Origin of the sequence: Escherichia sp. WS338 (genome assembly GCF_046486405.1) — a bacterium.
Lineage (GTDB): Bacteria > Pseudomonadota > Gammaproteobacteria > Enterobacterales > Enterobacteriaceae > Escherichia > Escherichia coli.
Map to the genome: position 1 here is coordinate 236,754 of NZ_JBJQLL010000002.1, position 20,775 is coordinate 257,528.

Annotated in this window: 22 protein-coding genes and 1 pseudogene; 12 read left to right on the forward strand and 11 right to left on the reverse strand. The window is 51.3% G+C overall.

From position 1 onward, the window contains the following. Positions 1 to 2: 2 nt before the first annotated feature. Entirely contained in the window at positions 3 to 545 is a 543-nt protein-coding gene (locus tag ACJHWT_RS02470; RefSeq protein ID WP_000717009.1) for a YfaZ family outer membrane protein, read from the reverse strand. Between the two features lie 278 nt (positions 546 to 823). On the opposite strand from ACJHWT_RS02470, the gene nudI reads away from it, so the two are divergent. Further along, positions 824 to 1,249, forward strand: a complete 426-nt coding sequence (gene nudI / locus ACJHWT_RS02475; protein WP_001249884.1) for a nucleoside triphosphatase NudI — start codon at positions 824 to 826, stop codon at positions 1,247 to 1,249. 38 nt (positions 1,250 to 1,287) lie between these two features. Here the strand turns inward: nudI and ais are convergent, their stop codons facing one another. Next, the gene (ais, locus tag ACJHWT_RS02480; RefSeq protein ID WP_001317957.1) at positions 1,288 to 1,890 is read right to left on the reverse strand and encodes a lipopolysaccharide core heptose(II)-phosphate phosphatase Ais; all 603 of its coding nucleotides are present in this window, start codon (positions 1,888 to 1,890) and stop codon (positions 1,288 to 1,290) included. Positions 1,891 to 2,197: 307 nt separating this feature from the next. Between ais and arnB the strand changes: the two genes are divergently transcribed. The 7 genes from arnB to arnF are packed head-to-tail and all read left to right on the forward strand — an operon-like array spanning position 2,198 to position 9,548. Next, entirely contained in the window at positions 2,198 to 3,337 is a 1,140-nt protein-coding gene (gene arnB / locus ACJHWT_RS02485) for a UDP-4-amino-4-deoxy-L-arabinose aminotransferase (RefSeq protein WP_024188406.1), read from the forward strand. Positions 3,338 to 3,340: 3 nt separating this feature from the next. Beyond that, positions 3,341 to 4,309: an undecaprenyl-phosphate 4-deoxy-4-formamido-L-arabinose transferase gene (gene arnC / locus ACJHWT_RS02490; RefSeq protein ID WP_000461633.1), complete on the forward strand. Its 969-nt coding sequence runs from the start codon at positions 3,341 to 3,343 to the stop codon at positions 4,307 to 4,309. Then, positions 4,309 to 6,291 (forward strand): bifunctional UDP-4-amino-4-deoxy-L-arabinose formyltransferase/UDP-glucuronic acid oxidase ArnA, encoded by a 1,983-nt coding sequence (arnA, locus tag ACJHWT_RS02495; protein WP_000860280.1) that lies wholly within the window; start codon positions 4,309 to 4,311, stop codon positions 6,289 to 6,291. Before arnC ends, arnA begins: the two co-directional genes overlap by 1 nt. Then, complete coding sequence (gene arnD / locus ACJHWT_RS02500) at positions 6,288 to 7,178, forward strand: 4-deoxy-4-formamido-L-arabinose-phosphoundecaprenol deformylase (RefSeq protein WP_000169711.1); 891 nt, start codon at positions 6,288 to 6,290, stop codon at positions 7,176 to 7,178. The genes arnA and arnD overlap by 4 nt, the downstream gene beginning before the upstream one ends. Then, positions 7,178 to 8,830, forward strand: a complete 1,653-nt coding sequence (gene arnT / locus ACJHWT_RS02505; RefSeq protein ID WP_000844021.1) for a lipid IV(A) 4-amino-4-deoxy-L-arabinosyltransferase — start codon at positions 7,178 to 7,180, stop codon at positions 8,828 to 8,830. The genes arnD and arnT overlap by 1 nt, the downstream gene beginning before the upstream one ends. Continuing rightward, positions 8,827 to 9,162 carry a 4-amino-4-deoxy-L-arabinose-phosphoundecaprenol flippase subunit ArnE gene (gene arnE / locus ACJHWT_RS02510; RefSeq protein ID WP_000638016.1) on the forward strand — a complete coding sequence of 112 codons (336 nt, stop codon included), beginning with the start codon at positions 8,827 to 8,829 and terminating at the stop codon, positions 9,160 to 9,162. The genes arnT and arnE overlap by 4 nt, the downstream gene beginning before the upstream one ends. Further along, positions 9,162 to 9,548 carry a 4-amino-4-deoxy-L-arabinose-phosphoundecaprenol flippase subunit ArnF gene (arnF, locus tag ACJHWT_RS02515; protein ID WP_000523864.1) on the forward strand — a complete coding sequence of 129 codons (387 nt, stop codon included), beginning with the start codon at positions 9,162 to 9,164 and terminating at the stop codon, positions 9,546 to 9,548. The genes arnE and arnF overlap by 1 nt, the downstream gene beginning before the upstream one ends. On the opposite strand, the gene pmrD is transcribed toward arnF, so the two are convergent. The 9 genes from pmrD to ACJHWT_RS02560 all read right to left on the reverse strand — a co-directional run bounded on the left by pmrD (position 9,542) and on the right by ACJHWT_RS02560 (position 17,813). Further along, positions 9,542 to 9,808, reverse strand: coding sequence for a signal transduction protein PmrD (pmrD, locus tag ACJHWT_RS02520; RefSeq protein ID WP_001297897.1), 267 nt, complete (start codon positions 9,806 to 9,808; stop codon positions 9,542 to 9,544). The genes arnF and pmrD overlap by 7 nt on opposite strands. Positions 9,809 to 9,917: 109 nt before the next feature. Continuing rightward, complete coding sequence (gene menE, locus ACJHWT_RS02525) at positions 9,918 to 11,273, reverse strand: o-succinylbenzoate--CoA ligase (protein WP_000577586.1); 1,356 nt, start codon at positions 11,271 to 11,273, stop codon at positions 9,918 to 9,920. Next, positions 11,270 to 12,232 (reverse strand): o-succinylbenzoate synthase, encoded by a 963-nt coding sequence (gene menC, locus ACJHWT_RS02530; RefSeq protein ID WP_001255597.1) that lies wholly within the window; start codon positions 12,230 to 12,232, stop codon positions 11,270 to 11,272. The genes menE and menC overlap by 4 nt, the downstream gene beginning before the upstream one ends. Further along, positions 12,232 to 13,089 (reverse strand): 1,4-dihydroxy-2-naphthoyl-CoA synthase, encoded by an 858-nt coding sequence (gene menB / locus ACJHWT_RS02535; RefSeq protein WP_000639996.1) that lies wholly within the window; start codon positions 13,087 to 13,089, stop codon positions 12,232 to 12,234. Before menB ends, menC begins: the two co-directional genes overlap by 1 nt. Before the next feature lie 14 nt (positions 13,090 to 13,103). Further along, the gene (gene menH, locus ACJHWT_RS02540; RefSeq protein ID WP_000600509.1) at positions 13,104 to 13,862 is read right to left on the reverse strand and encodes a 2-succinyl-6-hydroxy-2,4-cyclohexadiene-1-carboxylate synthase; all 759 of its coding nucleotides are present in this window, start codon (positions 13,860 to 13,862) and stop codon (positions 13,104 to 13,106) included. Beyond that, the gene (menD, locus tag ACJHWT_RS02545) at positions 13,859 to 15,529 is read right to left on the reverse strand and encodes a 2-succinyl-5-enolpyruvyl-6-hydroxy-3-cyclohexene-1-carboxylic-acid synthase (protein WP_001317958.1); all 1,671 of its coding nucleotides are present in this window, start codon (positions 15,527 to 15,529) and stop codon (positions 13,859 to 13,861) included. The genes menH and menD overlap by 4 nt, the downstream gene beginning before the upstream one ends. An 88-nt stretch (positions 15,530 to 15,617) precedes the next feature. Next, positions 15,618 to 16,913: an isochorismate synthase MenF gene (gene menF, locus ACJHWT_RS02550; protein WP_065203314.1), complete on the reverse strand. Its 1,296-nt coding sequence runs from the start codon at positions 16,911 to 16,913 to the stop codon at positions 15,618 to 15,620. 78 nt (positions 16,914 to 16,991) lie between these two features. Then, positions 16,992 to 17,297, reverse strand: coding sequence for a stress response protein ElaB (gene elaB / locus ACJHWT_RS02555; RefSeq protein ID WP_000070621.1), 306 nt, complete (start codon positions 17,295 to 17,297; stop codon positions 16,992 to 16,994). Between the two features lie 54 nt (positions 17,298 to 17,351). Further along, a complete protein-coding gene (locus ACJHWT_RS02560; protein ID WP_000568142.1) occupies positions 17,352 to 17,813 on the reverse strand; it encodes a GNAT family N-acetyltransferase in 462 nt (153 codons plus the stop codon). A 64-nt stretch (positions 17,814 to 17,877) separates the two neighbouring features. On the opposite strand from ACJHWT_RS02560, the gene rbn reads away from it, so the two are divergent. From rbn to ACJHWT_RS02580, 4 genes and pseudogenes are all read left to right on the forward strand, one after another. Next, entirely contained in the window at positions 17,878 to 18,795 is a 918-nt protein-coding gene (gene rbn / locus ACJHWT_RS02565; RefSeq protein ID WP_000419110.1) for a ribonuclease BN, read from the forward strand. A 187-nt stretch (positions 18,796 to 18,982) separates the two neighbouring features. Beyond that, a pseudogene (locus tag ACJHWT_RS02570) lies at positions 18,983 to 19,093 on the forward strand (deubiquitinase); the annotation flags it as partial. Between the two features lie 57 nt (positions 19,094 to 19,150). Next, complete coding sequence (locus tag ACJHWT_RS02575; RefSeq protein ID WP_001317959.1) at positions 19,151 to 20,122, forward strand: M28 family metallopeptidase; 972 nt, start codon at positions 19,151 to 19,153, stop codon at positions 20,120 to 20,122. Positions 20,123 to 20,224: 102 nt separating this feature from the next. Beyond that, positions 20,225 to 20,728 (forward strand): YfbM family protein, encoded by a 504-nt coding sequence (locus ACJHWT_RS02580; protein WP_000525372.1) that lies wholly within the window; start codon positions 20,225 to 20,227, stop codon positions 20,726 to 20,728. Positions 20,729 to 20,775: the final 47 nt, after the last annotated feature.

The window sequence follows — 20,775 nt, forward strand, 5'->3', positions numbered from 1 at the left end:
GATCAGAAACTGGCGTTAACCCCCACATACGGGCCGTCAGCCACTGCGTTGTCGCGGTTACCGTCTTTACCCGACAGATTCAGGTAGCGATAACCCGCCTCAATACTGACTGGACGCATAATGGTGTAACGCGCGCCAGCATTCGCTTCCTCATAACTTTGAATACCGCTGGAGAGCGAATCCGGAGAGTAGTAATACTCGCCAAACAAACGGAAGCTGTTGCCAATTTTCCACTGCAAACCACCTCCTACCGCTGCGGCATAACCTTCATCGCCGTAATTCGGGTTGGTGTAAACGCCTTTTCCGCCAACGGTCGCCATTAACGGCCCGAGAGGCAGATTCAACCCCAGCCCCACGCCAGCGACGTCACCGTCGTCGTCGTTATGTGTCCAGTTACCGCTTAACGCCAGGCCCGTCGATTCAGTCCCAAAACCGACACCAATATTGGTGTATTCTTTACCCGCCTGGCCGCTGATGCTCATTGCATTGACCGATGCAGAAACCAACAGCATTCCGGCCAGACCTGCTAGCGCAATTTTTTTCATTTTCCCCTCTCCCACAAGCAATAAATCAAAATTCCCAAAGCTGCGGGATTGTACTGCCTGGCACAGAGGATTCAATGAGCGAAAAAAGGGATCTAGTCACTTATTGTAACTAAATACTTCTTAAATAATTAAACGCCGAAAAAATAAACATACTTTACCGATACACACAAAAATAATAATAAGTGCAGTTATCATCGCAAAAGAGATTACTGTCACTTTCACATATTTCTGAGTTACCGTATTCTCATGGTTTCTTTTTATTTATAAGGAATACCCCTGTGCGACAACGGACTATTGTATGCCCTTTGATTCAAAATGATGGTGCTTATTTGCTGTGTAAAATGGCCGACGATCGCGGCGTTTTCCCTGGTCAATGGGCGCTTTCGGGTGGCGGCGTGGAGCCTGGCGAACGAATTGAAGAGGCACTACGCCGCGAAATTCGCGAAGAGCTGGGAGAACAGCTGCTTTTGACAGAAATCACGCCGTGGACCTTCAGCGATGATATTCGCACCAAGACGTATGCAGATGGTCGCAAAGAAGAGATTTATATGATTTACCTGATTTTTGACTGCGTTTCTGCCAACCGAGAAGTGAAAATAAACGAAGAGTTTCAGGACTACGCGTGGGTAAAACCTGAAGATCTGGTGCATTATGATTTGAATGTTGCCACCCGAAAAACGTTACGTTTGAAAGGTCTTCTTTAACAATGATGACAGCCATCACTGGCTGTCAGATTGAAAATTTAGTGGTTAACGAATTCCCCATCCAGATAAACTTTGCCTTTTTCCACATGCATGACTAAACCATCCAGATAATCAGGTTTAAATGTCGCATCACGCTTATCTTTAGCAATATATGTCAGGCAATGATTATGGGTAAAAATAACGATATTTTTATCAGGCGCTTTGCGTTGTAAGTCTTTAATTGCACTATAAATCTCATTACCGCATTGAAGAAGTCGTTTATCTACCGTCAGCTTTTTACCCGCTGAAAACCAGGTCGCCGACTGAATGGTCCGGACGGTATTACTGGAATAGAGATCGAAATCAGGGATATCAGCACTAAAAGCGTTGCCCAGTTCACGGGCATCCTGGGTACCTTTGACCGTAATACCTGTTTTATCTGACAAGCATTGATTGGTTGAACGATCGCAACGTTCAGCATGGCGAAACAAAACGACAACCGGATGCTGCTGTGCCAGTCTGGCCAGCGTTTTATTGTCGATACGTGGCAAACCATTGCTACTCCAGGCGGCATGAGTACCCAGTCCGGCAATTGCAGCGAGCGCCAGTAAAATGATGAAATATTTTTTTGACTTCAACGAAGAGCGGCAAAAAGCTAACACGTAAACTCCACCTATAGACAAGCGCAACCAGACAATTACCGTGAAATTGAGCGACATTTCTGGCGATAATTAGCAGTTGGTGTAATATTAAAAATCCTACGATGCCGGCAAAATGCCTCAAAATTTTGCCAAATGCAAAGCCTAAATAAGAAAAAATATAAAAATTTCAATATTTACGTCTAATATTAGTTTCTTAAGGTTAAGTTAATATTCTATCCTTAGAATTTCGCTCCAAATGGCAAAATATACACAACACTCTTTATAGCAAATATAAGTGGACAGGTATTCAATGGCGGAAGGAAAAGCAATGTCAGAATTTTTGCCTTTTTCGCGACCAGCAATGGGCGTGGAGGAACTCGCAGCAGTTAAAGAGGTTCTCGAATCCGGTTGGATCACAACCGGTCCGAAGAATCAGGCGCTTGAACAAGCCTTTTGCCAGTTGACGGGAAATCAGCATGCCATCGCGGTCAGTTCAGCCACCGCCGGAATGCATATCACGCTAATGGCGTTGGAAATTGGCAAGGGCGATGAAGTGATTACGCCTTCCCTGACCTGGGTTTCAACCCTCAATATGATCTCCTTGTTGGGTGCAACGCCGGTAATGGTGGATGTCGACCTCGATACGCTGATGGTCACGCCTGAAGCGATCGAGTCAGCCATTACGCCACGCACTAAAGCCATCATTCCGGTACATTATGCCGGTGCGCCAGCAGATATTGACGCCATTCGCGCCATTGGCGAACGTTACGGCATCGCAGTTATCGAAGATGCTGCCCATGCCGTAGGTACGTATTACAAAGGGCGACATATTGGCGCAAAAGGTACCGCTATTTTTTCGTTTCACGCCATCAAGAATATTACCTGTGCGGAAGGTGGCCTGATTGTTACAGATAATGAAAACCTTGCCCGCCAGCTACGGATGCTAAAATTTCACGGTCTGGGTGTCGATGCCTATGACAGACAAACCTGGGGCCGTGCACCGCAAGCTGAAGTCTTAACGCCGGGCTATAAGTACAATCTGACCGATATTAACGCCGCGATTGCCCTGACACAGTTAGTCAAATTAGAGCACCTCAACACCCGTCGGCGCGAAATTGCCCAGCAATATCAGCAAGCACTGGCAGCTCTCCCCTTTCAGCCATTAAACCTTCCCGCCTGGTCACACGTTCACGCCTGGCATCTGTTTATTATTCGTGTCGATGAACAACGTTGTGGTATCAGTCGCGATGCGTTGATGGAAGCGTTAAAAGAAAGAGGCATTGGTACCGGGTTACATTTCCGCGCCGCTCACACACAAAAATATTATCGCGAGCGTTTTCCCACGCTGTCGTTACCGAATACCGAATGGAATAGCGAACGCATCTGTTCGTTGCCGCTGTTCCCGGATATGACCACCGCCGATGCCGACCGCGTCATCACAGCCCTTCAGCAACTCGCAGGACAATAAGCCATGTTTGAAATCCACCCTGTTAAGAAAGTCTCGGTGGTTATTCCCGTTTATAACGAGCAGGAAAGCTTACCGGAATTAATCAGGCGCACCACCGCAGCCTGTGAATCACTGGGGAAAGAGTATGAAATCCTGCTGATTGATGACGGCAGTAGCGATAATTCCGCGCATATGCTGGTCGAAGCCTCACAAGCGGAGGGCAGCCATATTGTGTCTATTTTGCTTAACCGCAATTACGGGCAACATTCAGCGATTATGGCGGGATTCAGTCACGTCACCGGCGACTTAATTATTACCCTCGATGCCGATCTCCAGAATCCGCCAGAGGAAATCCCCCGTCTGGTGGCAAAAGCCGATGAAGGTTACGACGTGGTAGGGACTGTACGCCAGAACCGCCAGGACAGCTGGTTTCGTAAAACCGCTTCGAAGATGATTAACCGGCTTATTCAGCGCACCACCGGCAAAGCGATGGGTGACTACGGTTGTATGCTGCGCGCCTATCGCCGTCATATTGTCGATGCGATGTTGCACTGCCATGAACGCAGTACCTTTATCCCGATTCTGGCGAATATCTTCGCCCGCCGTGCCATTGAAATTCCAGTGCACCATGCCGAGCGTGAGTTTGGTGAATCCAAATACAGTTTTATGCGCCTGATTAATTTGATGTACGACCTGGTGACCTGCCTTACCACAACGCCGCTACGTATGCTGAGTCTGCTCGGCAGCATTATTGCGATTGGCGGTTTTAGCATTGCGGTGCTGCTGGTGATTTTACGCCTGACCTTCGGACCACAATGGGCGGCAGAAGGCGTCTTTATGCTATTTGCCGTGCTGTTTACTTTTATTGGCGCTCAGTTTATCGGCATGGGATTACTCGGTGAATATATCGGCAGGATCTACACCGATGTCCGCGCCCGCCCCCGCTATTTTGTTCAGCAAGTTATCCGTCCATCCAGCAAGGAAAATGAATAATGAAAACCGTCGTTTTTGCCTACCACGATATGGGATGCCTCGGTATTGAAGCCCTGCTGGCTGCCGGTTACGAAATTAGCGCTATTTTTACTCATACCGATAATCCCGGTGAAAAAGCCTTTTATGGTTCGGTAGCTCGTCTGGCGGCGGAAAGAGGCATTCCGGTTTATGCGCCAGATAACGTTAATCATCCGCTGTGGGTGGAACGTATTGCCCAACTCTCACCAGAGGTGATTTTCTCTTTTTATTATCGCCATCTTATTTGCGACGAGATTTTGCAGCTCGCTCCCGCAGGTGCATTTAATCTGCATGGTTCGCTGTTACCAAAATATCGTGGTCGCGCGCCGCTGAACTGGGTGCTGGTCAACGGTGAAACGGAAACTGGCGTTACATTGCACCGAATGGTGAAACGTGCCGATGCCGGGGCCATTGTGGCGCAACTGCGCATTGCCATTGCGCCAGACGATATCGCCATTACGTTGCATCATAAGTTATGTCATGCCGCGCGCCAGCTACTGGAGCAGACATTACCCACCATTAAACACGGTAATATTCTGGAAATCGCCCAGCGCGAAAACGAAGCTACCTGTTTTGGTCGCAGAACGCCGGATGACAGTTTCCTCGAATGGCATAAGCCGGCATCCGTACTGCACAACATGGTACGTGCCGTTGCCGATCCGTGGCCGGGTGCCTTCAGCTATGTTGGCAATCAGAAATTCACCGTCTGGTCGTCGCGTGTTCATCCTCATGCCAGCAAAGCACAGCCGGGGAGCGTGATTTCTGTAGCGCCACTGCTGATTGCCTGTGGCGATGGCGCGCTGGAAATCGTCACCGGACAGGCGGGCGACGGCATTACTATGCAGGGCTCGCAATTAGCGCAGACGCTGGGCCTGGTGCAAGGTTCACGCTTGAATAGCCAGCCTGCCTGTGCCGCCCGACGCCGTACCCGGGTACTCATCCTCGGGGTGAATGGCTTTATTGGCAACCATCTGACAGAACGCCTGCTGCGCGAAGATCATTATGAAGTTTACGGTCTGGATATTGGCAGCGATGCGATAAGCCGTTTTCTGAATCATCCGCATTTTCACTTTGTCGAAGGCGATATCAGTATTCATTCCGAATGGATTGAGTATCACGTCAAAAAATGTGATGTCGTCTTGCCGCTGGTGGCGATAGCCACGCCGATTGAATATACCCGCAACCCGCTGCGCGTATTTGAACTCGATTTTGAAGAGAATCTGCGCATTATCCGCTACTGCGTGAAGTACCGTAAGCGAATCATCTTCCCGTCGACTTCAGAAGTTTATGGGATGTGTAACGATAAATACTTCGATGAGGACCATTCTAATTTAACCGTCGGCCCGGTGAATAAACCACGCTGGATTTATTCGGTGTCAAAACAATTACTTGATCGGGTGATCTGGGCCTATGGCGAAAAAGAGGGTTTACAGTTCACCCTCTTCCGGCCGTTTAACTGGATGGGACCACGACTGGATAACCTTAATGCAGCGCGAATTGGCAGCTCCCGCGCTATTACGCAACTCATTCTCAATCTGGTAGAAGGTTCACCAATTAAGCTAATTGATGGCGGAAAACAAAAACGCTGCTTTACTGATATCCGGGATGGTATCGAGGCGTTGTACCGCATTATCGAAAATGCGGGAAATCGCTGCGACGGCGAAATTATCAACATTGGCAATCCTGAGAACGAAGCGAGCATTGAGGAACTGGGCGAGATGCTGCTGGCGAGCTTCGAAAAACATCCGCTGCGCCATCACTTCCCGCCGTTTGCAGGCTTTCGTGTTGTCGAAAGTAGCAGCTACTATGGCAAAGGATATCAGGACGTAGAGCATCGTAAACCGAGCATCCGCAATGCCCGCCGCTGCCTGGACTGGGAACCGAAAATTGATATGCAGGAAACCATCGACGAAACGCTGGATTTCTTCCTGCGCACCGTTGATCTTACGGATAAACCATCATGACCAAAGTAGGCTTACGCATTGATGTCGATACCTTTCGTGGCACCCGTGAAGGCGTGCCGCGTCTGCTGGAAATCTTGAGTAAGCATAATATTCAGGCCAGCATTTTTTTCAGCGTCGGCCCGGACAATATGGGCCGCCATCTCTGGCGACTGGTGAAGCCACAGTTTTTGTGGAAGATGCTGCGCTCAAACGCGGCATCGCTTTATGGCTGGGATATTTTACTGGCAGGTACGGCCTGGCCGGGTAAAGAGATTGGTCATGCCAATGCCGATATCATTCGTGAAGCGGCTAAACATCACGAAGTCGGCCTGCACGCCTGGGATCACCATGCCTGGCAAGCCCATAGCGGTAATTGGGATCGGCAAACAATGATCGACGATATCGCACGCGGCCTTCGCACCCTGGAAGAAATTATCGGCCAACCGGTAACCTGCTCCGCAGCCGCTGGCTGGCGTGCCGACCAGCAGGTGATCGAAGCAAAAGAAGCGTTCCATTTGCGCTACAACAGCGATTGTCGTGGGGCGATGCCGTTTCGTCCACTGCTCGAATCAGGAAACCCTGGTACTGCGCAAATTCCGGTGACCTTACCCACCTGGGATGAAGTGATTGGTCGGGATGTGAAAGCAGAAGATTTTAACGGTTGGTTACTCAATCGCATCCTGCGAGATAAAGGCACGCCGGTTTATACCATTCATGCAGAAGTTGAAGGCTGCGCTTATCAGCATAATTTTGTGGATCTCCTTAAACGGGCAGCCCAGGAAGGCGTGACATTTTGCCCTTTAAGCGAACTGTTATCAGGGATGTTGCCGCTCGGACAAGTTGTTCGCGGAAATATTGCCGGACGTGAAGGCTGGCTGGGTTGCCAACAAATTGCGGGTAGTCGCTGATGAAATCGGTACGTTACCTTATCGGCCTCTTCGCGTTTATTGCCTGCTATTACCTGTTACCGATCAGCACGCGTCTGCTATGGCAACCCGATGAAACGCGTTATGCGGAAATCAGTCGAGAAATGCTGGCATCCGGCGACTGGATTGTGCCCCATCTGTTAGGGCTACGTTATTTCGAAAAACCCATTGCCGGATACTGGATTAACAGCATTGGGCAATGGCTATTTGGCGCGAATAACTTTGGTGTGCGGGCAGGCGTTATCTTTGCGACCCTGTTAACTGCCGCGCTGGTGACCTGGTTTACTCTGCGCTTATGGCGCGATAAACGTCTGGCTCTACTCGCCGCAGTGATTTATCTCTCATTGTTTATTGTCTATGCCATTGGCACTTATGCCGTGCTCGATCCGTTTATTGCCTTCTGGCTGGTGGCGGGAATGTGCAGCTTCTGGCTGGCAATGCAGGCACAGACGTGGAAAGGCAAAAGCGCGGGATTTTTACTGCTGGGAATCACTTGCGGCATGGGGGTGATGACCAAAGGTTTTCTCGCCCTTGCCGTGCCGGTATTAAGCGTGCTTCCATGGGTTGCAACGCAAAAACGCTGGAAAGATCTCTTTATTTACGGCTGGCTGGCGGTCATCAGTTGCGTACTGACGGTTCTCCCCTGGGGACTGGCGATAGCGCAGCGGGAGCCTGACTTCTGGCACTATTTTTTCTGGGTTGAGCATATTCAACGCTTTGCAATGGATGATGCCCAACATAGAGCTCCGCTCTGGTACTACTTGCCGGTCATCATTGCCGGTAGCCTGCCGTGGCTGGGATTACTCCCCGGAGCACTGTACACAGGCTGGAAAAACCGCAAGCATTCCGCAACCGTCTATTTATTGAGCTGGACGATAATGCCGCTGCTGTTTTTCTCCGTCGCTAAAGGCAAATTGCCCACCTATATTCTTTCCTGCTTTGCACCTCTGGCAATGCTGATGGCGCATTACGCTTTGCTGGCAGCAAAAAATAATCCTCTGGCGCTGCGGATTAATGGCTGGATTAACATCGCTTTTGGTGTCACTGGCATTATTGCCACATTTGTGGTCTCCCCCTGGGGACCTATGAGCACGCCGGTGTGGCAAACCTTCGAGAGCTATAAAGTCTTTTGTGCCTGGTCTATTTTTTCGCTATGGGCATTTTTCGGCTGGTACACCTTAACAAACGTCGAAAAGACCTGGCCTTTTGCCGCGCTTTGCCCGCTGGGGCTGGCGTTGCTGGTAGGATTTTCAATTCCTGACAGAGTCATGGAAGGAAAACATCCGCAATTTTTTGTCGAGATGACACAAGAATCACTTCAGCCAAGCCGCTATATTCTTACTGATAGCGTCGGTGTTGCCGCAGGTCTGGCATGGAGCCTGCAACGCGATGACATCATCATGTATCGCCAGACAGGTGAGTTGAAATATGGCCTTAATTATCCGGATGCAAAAGGGAGATTTGTCAGCGGTGATGAGTTCGCAAACTGGCTTAATCAACATCGTCAGGAGGGGATTATTACACTCGTGCTTTCGGTTGACCGCGATGAAGATATCAATAGTCTCGCCATTCCGCCCGCAGATGTCATCGATCGTCAGGAGCGTCTGGTGCTAATTCAGTATCGGCCCAAATGATCTGGCTAACATTAGTCTTTGCCAGCTTGCTTAGCGTTGCCGGGCAGTTGTGTCAGAAACAGGCAACCTGCTTTGCGGCGGTAAACAAACGGCGCAAACATATCGTGCTGTGGCTGGGACTGGCGCTGGCTTGTCTTGGCCTTGCCATGGTGCTCTGGCTGCTGGTCTTGCAGAACGTACCGGTAGGTATTGCCTACCCGATGTTAAGTCTGAATTTTGTCTGGGTGACGCTGGCTGCGGTAAAACTGTGGCACGAGCCGGTATCGCTGCGTCACTGGTGTGGGGTGGCGTTCATTATTGGCGGCATTGTGATCCTCGGGAGTACGGTGTAATGGGCCTGATGTGGGGATTATTCAGCGTCATTATCGCCTCCGCTGCGCAATTAAGCCTGGGTTTTGCGGCGAGTCATCTGCCGCCAATGACGCACTTATGGGATTTTATCGCGGCGCTGTTAGCTTTTGGCCTGGATGCCCGGATACTGTTACTCGGGCTGCTGGGTTATCTGCTTTCCGTTTTTTGTTGGTATAAAACACTACATAAACTTGCGCTAAGCAAAGCCTATGCCTTGCTCAGTATGAGTTATGTGCTGGTATGGATTGCTTCAATGGTACTTCCAGGCTGGGAAGGGACTTTTTCGCTGAAAGCACTACTGGGAGTAGCCTGTATTATGAGCGGGTTGATGCTGATTTTCCTGCCCACAACAAAACAACGTTACTGAGTTTTCCCTGCCGCTTTACACTGCCGTTCCCACTCATCGGGGCTATAACAGCTTGCAGAAAGGACTTTCACCGTGTGCAGCTTTTCACGATTAATACAGTAAAGCGCATTCTGCAAAGGCGAGAGTAAATCCCCCACTTTCACGGCGAAGTCACTCTTCACTTCGGCGATCATTTTTATCGCGCCGCCAGCATCGCAGAGCATAATTACATGTCTGTTATCTTGTTTATTGCAGCACGATTTTTTGACCAGCCATTCCATTGCATTATCCTGTTTGCTAAGAGTTTTCACATCAATTTACAGATTAACAGATAAACTCTTTATCAACGGCAATGGAATGGCAGAAATGAGAAGTGAAACGGAGGGTTAATTATTGCTGGCGTTGCACCCACTCTTTTAGCGCCTGACGTGAAATTTTAATACCGCCGTTTTTCAGCTCCGGCGGCAGATTCAGCCAGCGCACCGGTTGTTGAAAACGAGCCAGCTTGTCTTTCACCCATTCGTCAAGATCAACGGTTTGCTGGTCATACTCCACCACCGCCACCGGTCGATGACCAAACTCCTTGTCGGCAACGGGGACGATAAACACCTGCAAAACCGCAGGATGTGCAGCAATTACGCGCTCGACTTCTTCCGGCTGAATACCCTCTCCGCCACTGAAGAATAGATTGTCTAAACGTCCGACAATGGTCAGCTTGCCATTATGCATCTCACCGCGATCGCGCGTAGCGTACCAGCCTTCGTCATTAACCAGTGAAACCAGTTGCCCGTTACGCCAGTAACCTTCTGCCATACTGGCAGCCCGCAGCCACACTTCATCATTAACGATTTTCACTTCCCGACCCGGCAGCGGCGAACCAACGTCTGCCAGACCGTCGGCTTCTTTCGCACACACCGTGGAGGCAAACTCGGTCAGACCATAGCCGCAAAAGCAACGAATCCCCTGCTCGCGCGCCTGTTCCGTCAACTCGACCGGGATAGCCGCGCCGCCAAGTAACACCGCTTTCAGGGAAACGGAACTGCGGTTAACCAGCAAACGCCAGAGTTGTGTTGGCACCAGTGAAGCGTGAGTACAGCCTGCCAGCATTTGCTCCAATGGCTGTTTATCACGCACCGTCATCCGCGCACCAGCGTATAACCAGCGCCACATAATTCCCTGACCGGAGACGTGAAACAGCGGTAAAGAGAGCAACCAGTCATCGTGATCGCCAAACGGAATCAACGATAACACCCCTTCGGCACTGGCAAGATGGGCCTGATAAGTATGGACAGCGGCTTTCGGCAGCCCGGTAGAACCCGAGGTCAACGTCATTGAGCACAGACGCGTCGGCTGCCACGTAGCGGCATGTGCGCCTTCAACCCGCTGAATGTGCAGCGACGTTAATGCCGGAAACGTGTTTTCCCCATCCGGCACCAGCGCAAATTGCAGCGTAAGATTGGGGAGCAATTCCTCAAGTAACGGTTGCGGCAGCTGTGGATTCACGGGCAGCACCCGCGCCCCGCATTGCAGTAACGCCAGCCAGGCCAGCAGCGTTTGCGGCGTATTCCACGCCCGCAACATCACGCCGCTGCCCTCAACCACACCCTGCATCGCAAAGCTGGAGGCTAATTCATCGACGCGAGCACAAAGCTCGCGCCAGTTGAGTTGCTCGTCATTAAGACGTAAGGCGATGGCTTCTCCCCGCACTTGCCGCCAGTGACGCCACGGCCAGTCAGAGAAGATCATAACAGCCGCTCCAGTGCATCAACGTCCACTAACGGCAGCAGGCTCCCCGGCCAGCGACGAACCTGCTGCGCCTGCATCAGATCCAGCGTGTCCAGTCCCGGAATGGTGTCTGGCGTTAACCAGGCAGCAATCCGCGCCAGTTGCGTTAGACCTAAGCTCGACTCAATGGAAGAACTGATCACCGCCGTCAGCCCCAGCGCATGCGCCGCCTGCACTTGCTCGCGTACTTTCTCCAGGCTGCCCGTGAGCGTGGGTTTGATAACTACCGCGCGCACGCCCTCTTCAGCCACAAAGGCAAAATCCGGCTCGCGCAGGCTTTCATCCCAGGCAATGGCAATGCCGGTTTCACGGGCAAACGCACGGGAATCATCGCGGGTTTTGCACGGCTCTTCGAGAAACGCGATGCGGTCGCGATAATCCGGGTTAACGTATTTGGCAAACTGCTGGCCTTTCAGCGGCGTCCAGGCGCGGTTCGCGTCAAGACGCAAATGCAGATCCGGAATTGCCTCCAGCAACAGATTGACCACCATGCCGTCGCGCACGGCTTCGTACAATCCCACTTTGACCTTCGCCACTTTCTCGCCCGGCATATCGGCAAGTTTCAGGATCAGATCGTCCGGATCGCCATTACACAGTGGTGCCGCACGATAATTGGCCGCCTGCGGGAGCGTGTCTGCCAGCTCCGCCAATGCACAGCTTACGCCAAAGGCGACGGAAGGCATTTGCGGTAGCTCGCTATCACCTGCCAGCCAGTTATTTACCCAGGCAAGCAGCCCGCTTTGTGCCTCTTCCCAGGTTTCCTGGCTGAAGCCCGGTAGTGGGGAGATCTCCCCCCACCCTTCGCGCTCGCCCTCACGCAGGCAAACATACAGCCCGTCGCGGGTTTTTAACCGCCTGTCGCGCAGAACCACCCCCGCGTCCATGGGGATCTGCCAGCGGTATACCTGCGCGCTACGCATTACGGATTCCGTTTAAATTTGCTGAAATCAGGCTGACGTTTCTGGTTGAAAGCGTTGCGACCTTCCTGACCTTCTTCCGTCATGTAGAACAGCATGGTGGCGTTGCCCGCCAGCTCCTGCAGACCCGCCTGACCGTCACAGTCGGCGTTCAGTGCAGCTTTCAGGCAGCGCAGCGCCATCGGGCTGTTTTGCAGCATTTCACGGCACCAGCGCACGGTTTCTTTTTCCAGATCCGCCAGCGGCACCACGGTATTTACAAGGCCCATATCCAGCGCCTGTTTCGCGTCGTACTGACGGCACAGGAACCAGATTTCACGCGCTTTTTTCTGCCCGACGATGCGCGCCATGTAGGAAGCGCCCCAGCCGCCGTCGAAGGAACCGACTTTCGGGCCAGTCTGACCGAAGATGGCATTATCTGCCGCGATAGTCAGGTCGCACATCATGTGCAGAACGTGACCGCCACCAATGGAGTAGCCAGCCACCATCGCGACAACCGGTTTCGGGCAGGTACGGATCTGACGCTGGAAGTCCAGCACGTTCAGGTGATGTACGCCGGAATCATCCTTATAGCCGCCGTAATCACCACGCACTTTCTGGTCACCGCCGGAGCAGAACGCTTTATCGCCTGCGCCAGTCAGAATGATCACGCCGATGTTGTCGTCATAACGCGCATCTGCCAGTGCCTGGATCATCTCTTTTACCGTCAGAGGACGGAAGGCATTGCGCACCTGCGGACGATTAATGGTGATTTTTGCGATACCGTCGGTGGATTTTTCATAACGAATGTCCTCAAAACCTTCGGAGCAGTCGTGCCATTCAACCGGTGCGTAAAGCATTGCTTCATCAGGATAAATCATATTGTGTCCTTTAGTCAGAAACGCAAGATCTGCGCCAGACTTGCGATTACGCCAGCGGGATTTTCCCGGTGCGCGTTATGTCCGGCGCGAGGAATGACATGGCATTCGGCAGCCAGTTCCGCCGCCAGGGCGCGGAATTTGCTGTCACGTTCACCACATAAATAATAAAACGCAAATGTGCGGGCGCTAAGGTTAGCACGTAAATCGGGCTGGACGGCGAGAGAAGTCGCCTCCAGCATGGCGGCAAGTGTTGCGCCATTATTGTTGCTGCGCAGCGCAACCAGCTCCCGGCGTTGTTCGTCATTGAGTGAGGCAAAAACAGGCTGTTGATACCAGTCAGCAAATACCGCCGTTAACGGTTCTGTGCGAAAACGCTGCGCCCATTGGCGATCGGAACGCTGACGTTCCGTGCGTTGTTCAGCATTTTGCAACCCAGGATGCCCGCCTTCGACAACACCCCCACAAAGCCCCGCCAGCCCCCGGCAAGCCGCCATCATCGCCACCCGTCCGCCAAGCGAGTACCCCACCAGCCAGAAGTTAAGGATGTTGTAACTAACTAAGGTTTTACGCAGTAAGTCGGTGACATCATCAAATCCATCGACGCTAATCGCCGCCGAACCACCGTGACCTGGGAGATCAACATACAACCGTGAGTAGTCGGCAAACGCCTCGCCCACTTCTTGCCATTCATGGCAATCGCCGGAAAAACCGTGCAAAAACACCAGCCAGGGTAAACCTGGTTTACCGTGTTTTGCCTGCGCGTGCAGGATCATAAATGGCTTACCTGCGCCAGCAGTTGCTGGAGGGTTTGCGCACCATCGGTGTCGTTAACCACCATTTCAATTACCGTGGTGGTCGGCGTGCGCCAGGCGTCGGCAAGTGCCGTTTCAAGTTCCTGCCAGTTTTGCGGACGATGATATTTCAGCTCGAACATCGCGGCGGCGTGCTCAAAATGGACGTTTTGCGGCATCAGATAGAAACGCTCACGCTCGTTTTTCGGCGTTGGCAACAGCGAGAAAATTTGCCCGCCGTTGTTGTTCACCACAATTAATACCAGCGGCGCGGAAACCTGACGTAATAACGCCAGCGCGTTGAGATCGTAAAGTGCTGAGAGATCGCCCACAATCGCCAGCGTCGGTTTGCCACTGGCCCGCTGAACGCCAGCGGCGGTCGAGAGCAGCCCGTCGATACCGCTGGCACCACGGTTGCTGTACACCGGGTAACCTGCCGGAAGTTGCGAAAGCGCATCAATCAGACGTACCACCAGGCTGTTACCAACAAACAATTGACCCTGTTCAGGCAGATAGTCGCTGATGCGATGCGCCAGTTGCGCTTCGCCAAACGCATCGCGACGGGCAATAACCGCCTGCATTGCCTGTTCCGCCAGGCGCGGAATTTCAACGCACCAGGGCTGGCGTTTTTCTGCCGGATGCTGCTCCAGCCAGTCGGCAATATTGGCAATTAAGCGACGTCCACGATGGTGTGCCGGATCAAGTCGCCCTTCGATGTCATCAACAATCCAGTACTCTTCCGGTTCACAGCTTGCCTGCCATTGCAGGATCCGTTTGCCCGTCAGGCTGCTTCCCAGTTGCACCACAATTTGTGCCTGTTGCAGTTCGCTGGTCGCTTTGGCATTGCCTAACCAGAGATCGGCACACGGCAGCGGCTGTCCGGTTTGCGACAGCACGTCGCCAATCAGCGGCCAGCCAAGAGTTTGCGCCCACAGTGCAACTTTTTTGCCCTCTTCCGCACTCATGCGCCCGGCAACCACCACGCCGCGCTTTTGCCGCCAGAAGAACCAGTCGCGCTGTTTTTCACTTTCCAGACGAGGCGCTTCACGCAGCCACGGTTTGTCGTCCTGCCACCAGTCGCCCAGCCGCTGTTGCCAGCTAAGCCCGGTGTCGTCCATTTCGCCATACAGCGGTTCAGCAAACGGGCAGTTGATATGGACTCCGCCCGCATGAAGCGTACCGAGAGCATGGTCGATGGTAGAAACCAGCCAACGTGCAGGAATATCCTGAGTCGGGCGCGGCAGTGAAATACTGTGCGTGGGGTGAGAGGCGAACATTCCCGGCTGACGAATCGCCTGATTCGCGCCGCAGTCAATTAGCTCCGGCGGGCGATCGGCGGTTAACAGGATCAGTTTTTCTCCGGTTAACCCAGCTTCAATCAGTGCCGGATAGAGATTTGCTACCGCCGTGCCGGAGGTCACAATCACCGCCACCGGCTGCTTGCTGACTTTCGCCAGCCCCAGCGCCAAATGCCCCAGTCCACGCTCATCGAAATGGGTGTGGTGAATGAATGCGGAATTCTCCGCCGCCGCTAACGTTAACGGTGTAGAACGCGAGCCAGGGGCGATACAGATGTGTCTGACGCCGTGACGCGTTAATGCTTCCAGAATGACCGCCGCCCAGCGTCGGTTAAATGCGCTTACTGACATGAGTTTGTCCGGTATCAATATTGCGGCTAAGTATAAGGAGCTACAAAAATAGATTATTGATATGAATCGGTAATGATGCGACTCATTACTATTCCATTTGTAATAAAGTACGCAGCCCTGCCGCTTTGTTATCGATTTCCTGCCACTCTTGCTCGGGGTCAGAACCACGGACAATGCCCGCGCCAGCATATAGCCGCACGACATTGCCACTGATTTTTGCTGAGCGCAGGGAAACGCAGAATTCGCTTTGTTGTAAAGAGAGATAGCCCGCAGAACCGGCGTACCATTCTCGGGTGAACGGTTCGTGACGGGCGATAAACTGTCGCGCCAGATCGCGCGGTAAGCCAGCAACTGCTGCCGTTGGCTGCAACTGATGTAAACAGATCACATCATCCGCTTTGTTGAGTGCAGTCCAGATACAGCGGCGAAGATGCTGCACTTTACGCAGACGCAGTACCTGCGGCGGTAAAACATCCAACGTCTGGGTATCGGCCTGCAATCGTTGGCAGATATCCTCCACCACCAACATGTTCTCGCGCTGGTTTTTATCATCCGCCATCAGCCACTCACCTAACTGCTGCGCCTGCTTATCATCAGGATGATTTGCTACCGTTCCCGCCAGCGCTTCAGTACGCAGCGCTTTGTCACGCCGCCGCCATAACCGTTCCGGTGAAGAGCCAAGAAAAGCAATTTCGCCATCAAAGGCCATGTAAAAATGGTAGCAATTCAGATTCAGTCGACGACTGGCAGCCATCATCGCCGCCGCATTGACCGGACTTGCGAAATGCAGGTCAGTTGCCCGAGCAAGCACCACTTTGTCGAGCTCACCTTCGGCGATGGTTTTCGTTGCCAGTTCGATTAATTGCGTCCAGCCCGTTTTGTCCGGCCAGTGTTGTTCTCGGGTGGTGGTTAAATGTAACCCAGGCAAGGGTTTAATACTCACCAGTGTGGCGATAAATTCTTTTGCCTTAATCGCATCATGCTGAAGGGAGCTTTCGCTGAATAGCGTCAGCCGCAGCGTGGCTTTACCGCCACAGCGTCGCCATTCGAGGCGTGGTAAAAGTAAATTGCCCTGCGACGGGTCAAACGCATTTAGCCCCCAGATGCGTAAGTCGGCGTGTTCCGGGTGCTGACGAAGAAACGTTTGTGCCTGGTCCAACGACGTAAAACGGGTAATCGCGCCCAGGACGGCAGCTTCTTCATCACCATTACGTTGTTGCCAGTAGAATTGCGGGTACGTTTGCTGACTGGCCAGCCAGCTCAAGGCATCAAAAGCGTCTTTGAGAGGGAAAGGAATACCAATAACCCGAATGCCGGGTGTCGCCGGAATCTCTTGCGACAAATGGCGCAGTAGATTTTCCAGCGCCGTAGTAAGTGATTGCACGCGGACCTCTCCCTGTTAAAAGCCTCACATTATACGGGGTACGACAAAAAAAATGCAGTACCCCGGTGTAGGGAGGTTTTAACGGCGTGCCAGCAACAGTCCTAGTACCAGCCCAACGGCCGCGCCCACACCAATTCCTTGCCAGGGTTTTTCGTGGACGTAGTCATCAGCACGATAAACAGCCTGCTTCGCCCGATAGTAATAACTGTCTGAAGCCTGGCTAACCCGTTTTTTCACATCATCCAGCGCTTTTTCTGCACGCGCTTTCAGCTCAACATATTTCTGATCGGCGGGATCGCCAGAGGAGCGGAGCACCTCTTCCAGTGTTTCACTAAGCAGCGTCAGGTCATCATCAATACGTGTATCACCAAACTGATTAGACATTCTCGTTCTCCATTTGTGTAAAACCTGTCACTAACTATAGACAAGGGTTATTGATTACGCCTGAATTACCTCGCGTGCCATCCCAATGTGTGGGATACCATCTTCTTCATAAATATCGGTCACAGGGATGAAACCAAATTGCCCATAAAAGTTTTGTAAATGCGCCTGCGCCCCCAGATAAATCGGCTTCTCCGGCCAGCGGCGAGTACACGATTCCAGCGCCTTACTCATCAATTGCTGACCGATTTTTTCACCGCGTAAGGCTTCGCTGACAATCACCCGACCAATCACAACGGGTTGCAGTTCGTCGTCACTTTTCAGAATCCTCGCATACGCCACCAGTGTCCCGTTATGCCAACCGAGAATGTGGCGATTTTCTCCCTCCAGATCGTCACCATCGATATCCTGGTAAGGACAGTTTTGTTCCACTACAAATACCGCACAACGCAGTTGTAATAAGGCATAAAGCTGAGAAACGGATAAATCAGAATGATGCAGATCTTGCCAGTCGATCATGGAAGGCTCCTTTGTGCTGTTTGCTTTATACTAGCCGGAATATTTTCAGCAGCGTGATGAACTCATGGAATTAATTTTTTTAGGTACTTCAGCCGGTGTGCCAACCCGTACGCGCAATGTCACGGCAATATTACTTAACCTGCAACATCCGACCCAGAGCGGTCTTTGGTTGTTTGACTGCGGTGAAGGCACCCAGCATCAGCTACTGCATACCGCCTTTAACCCTGGAAAACTGGACAAGATTTTTATCAGTCACCTTCATGGCGATCATCTCTTTGGTTTACCCGGCTTGCTGTGCAGTCGTTCTATGTCAGGCATTATCCAACCCTTAACGATTTATGGTCCGCACGGTATCCGTGAATTTGTGGAGACCGCGCTGCGGATTAGCGGCTCATGGACCGATTATCCGCTGGAAATTGTCGAAATTGGCGCTGGCGAAATTTTCGATGATGGCCTGCGCAAAGTGACCGCTTATCCGCTGGAACACCCACTGGAATGCTATGGCTATCGTATTGAAGAACATGATAAACCGGGTGCATTAAATGCTCAGGCATTAAAAGCTGCTGGCGTGCCGCCTGGCCCACTGTTTCAGGCATTAAAAGCGGGCAAAACAATCACGCTGGAAGACGGAAGGCAGATTAACGGCGCAGATTACTTAGCCGCTCCAGTGCCAGGTAAAGCGCTCGCTATTTTCGGCGATACCGGCCCCTGCAATGCCGCACTTGACCTGGCTAAAGGTGTCGATGTCATGGTGCACGAAGCGACGCTGGATATAACCATGGAAGCCAAAGCCAATAGTCGCGGTCATAGCTCTACACGCCAGGCTGCGACACTGGCCCGTGAGGCTGGAGTCGGTAAGCTAATCATTACCCACGTCAGCTCGCGCTATGATGACAAAGGGTGTCAGCACCTGTTACGTGAATGCAGGTCAATTTTCCCGGTGACTGAACTAGCGAATGATTTCACCGTGTTTAACGTTTAACTCTGCTTATTATTAAAAACAGGGCGAAACTTGCCCTGTTATCGCAACCCGCGCTACATATATCCACCCACACGGGTATATTGAGCGATTTTTGATATTTATTCATCTCCTCACGCACTATATTCAGAGCAATAAGTTGCCTCTTTTTATCTTCATTCAGCACAACCTTTGCAACTAAAAGGAGCCTATGATGGTTACAGTTGTCAGCAATTATTGTCAATTATCTCAAACCCAACTCTGTCAGACATTTGCAGAAAAATTTACTGTGACCGAGGAATTACTGCAGTCTTTAAAAAAACACTTATAACTCATTACAAATAATGATGAAATAACGCTTTTTATTGATAATTTACATATGAAAAAAATGACATCTCTTTGTTTTATACCATTACTACTATCGCTTACTTTTATTATTTTTTACCAACCCTGGGTCAGGGCATTACCACCAACGCCCCGACACGCTAGTCCTGAGCAATTAGAAAAAACAGTTCGTTATCTTACACAAACTGTGCATCCACGTAGCGCCGACAATATTGATAATCTGAATAGGTCCGCAGAGTATATAAAAGAGGTCTTTATCAGTAGCGGTGCCAGAGTTACCGCGCAGGATGTCCCCATTACGGGTGGCCCCTACAAAAACATTGTTGCTGATTATGGTCCTGCCGATGGACCGCTGATTATTATTGGTGCGCACTATGACTCTGTCAGTAGTTATGAAAACGATCAATTGACCTATACGCCGGGCGCGGATGATAACGCCAGCGGCGTGGCAGGATTACTCGAACTGGCGCGTTTGTTACAGCTGCAGACTCCAGGGATTGGCGTCCAACTGGTCGCCTATGCGTCGGAAGAACCGCCCTTCTTTCGTAGCGATGAAATGGGGAGCGCGGTACATGCAGCTTCGCTTGAGCGTCCAGTGAAATTAATGATAGCGCTGGAGATGATTGGTTATTACGACTCAACGCCTGGTAGCCAGGATTACCCATCCCCGGCAATGTCCTGGCTTTATCCCGATCGGGGAGACTTTATTGCCGTGGTCGGCAGAATGCAGGATATCAACGCCGTTCGTCAGGTAAAAGCGGCATTGTTGTCATCCCGGGATTTATCTGTTTATTCTATGAATGCCCCAGGTTTTATTCCCGGTATTGATTTCTCTGATCACCTTAATTATTGGCAACACGATATTCCCGCCGTAATGATTACTGACACCGCTTTTTATCGTAATAAACAATACCACTTGCCCGGTGATATCGCAGACAGATTAAATTATCAGAAAATGGCTCAGGTAGTAGATGGAGTTACAACCTTGTTATACAACAGTAAATAATAAAAATTTCTCGAGGCGGATCCAGAAAAAGCAACATGCGCATTTTATTTTCTTTCGTCTGTTTTAAGATGCGAAACATGAAATTCAACGGAGGAAAAATAAATGGGAATGATTGGCTATTTTGCAGAAATTGACTCAGAAAAGATTAACCAACTGCTTGAGTCTACTAAAAAACCTTTGATGGATAATATACATGACACGCTTTCAGGATTACGCCGACTGGATATTGATAAACGCTGGGATTTTTTACACTTTGGCCTGACGGGTACATCTGCATTTGACCCCGCGAAGAATGACCCGCTAAGTCGCGCAGTGCTTGGTGAACACAGCCTAGAAGATGGCATAGATGGCTTCCTGGGATTGACCTGGAATCAGGAGTTAGCCGCGACAATCGACCGACTGGAAGCTCTGGATCGAAGTGAGCTGCGTAAACAGTTTTCCATTAAGCGACTCAATGAAATGGAGATTTATCCGGGAGTAACCTTTTCAGAAGAGTTAGAGGGGCAACTCTTTGCTTCGATCATGCTTGATATGGAAAAGCTGATTAGCGCGTATCGACGTATGCTGCGACAAGGGAATCATGCGCTGACGGTTATTGTTGGGTGATGGTGTCAGGGCACCAAAAAAAACCGCCGAACATGTCGGCGGCTTTC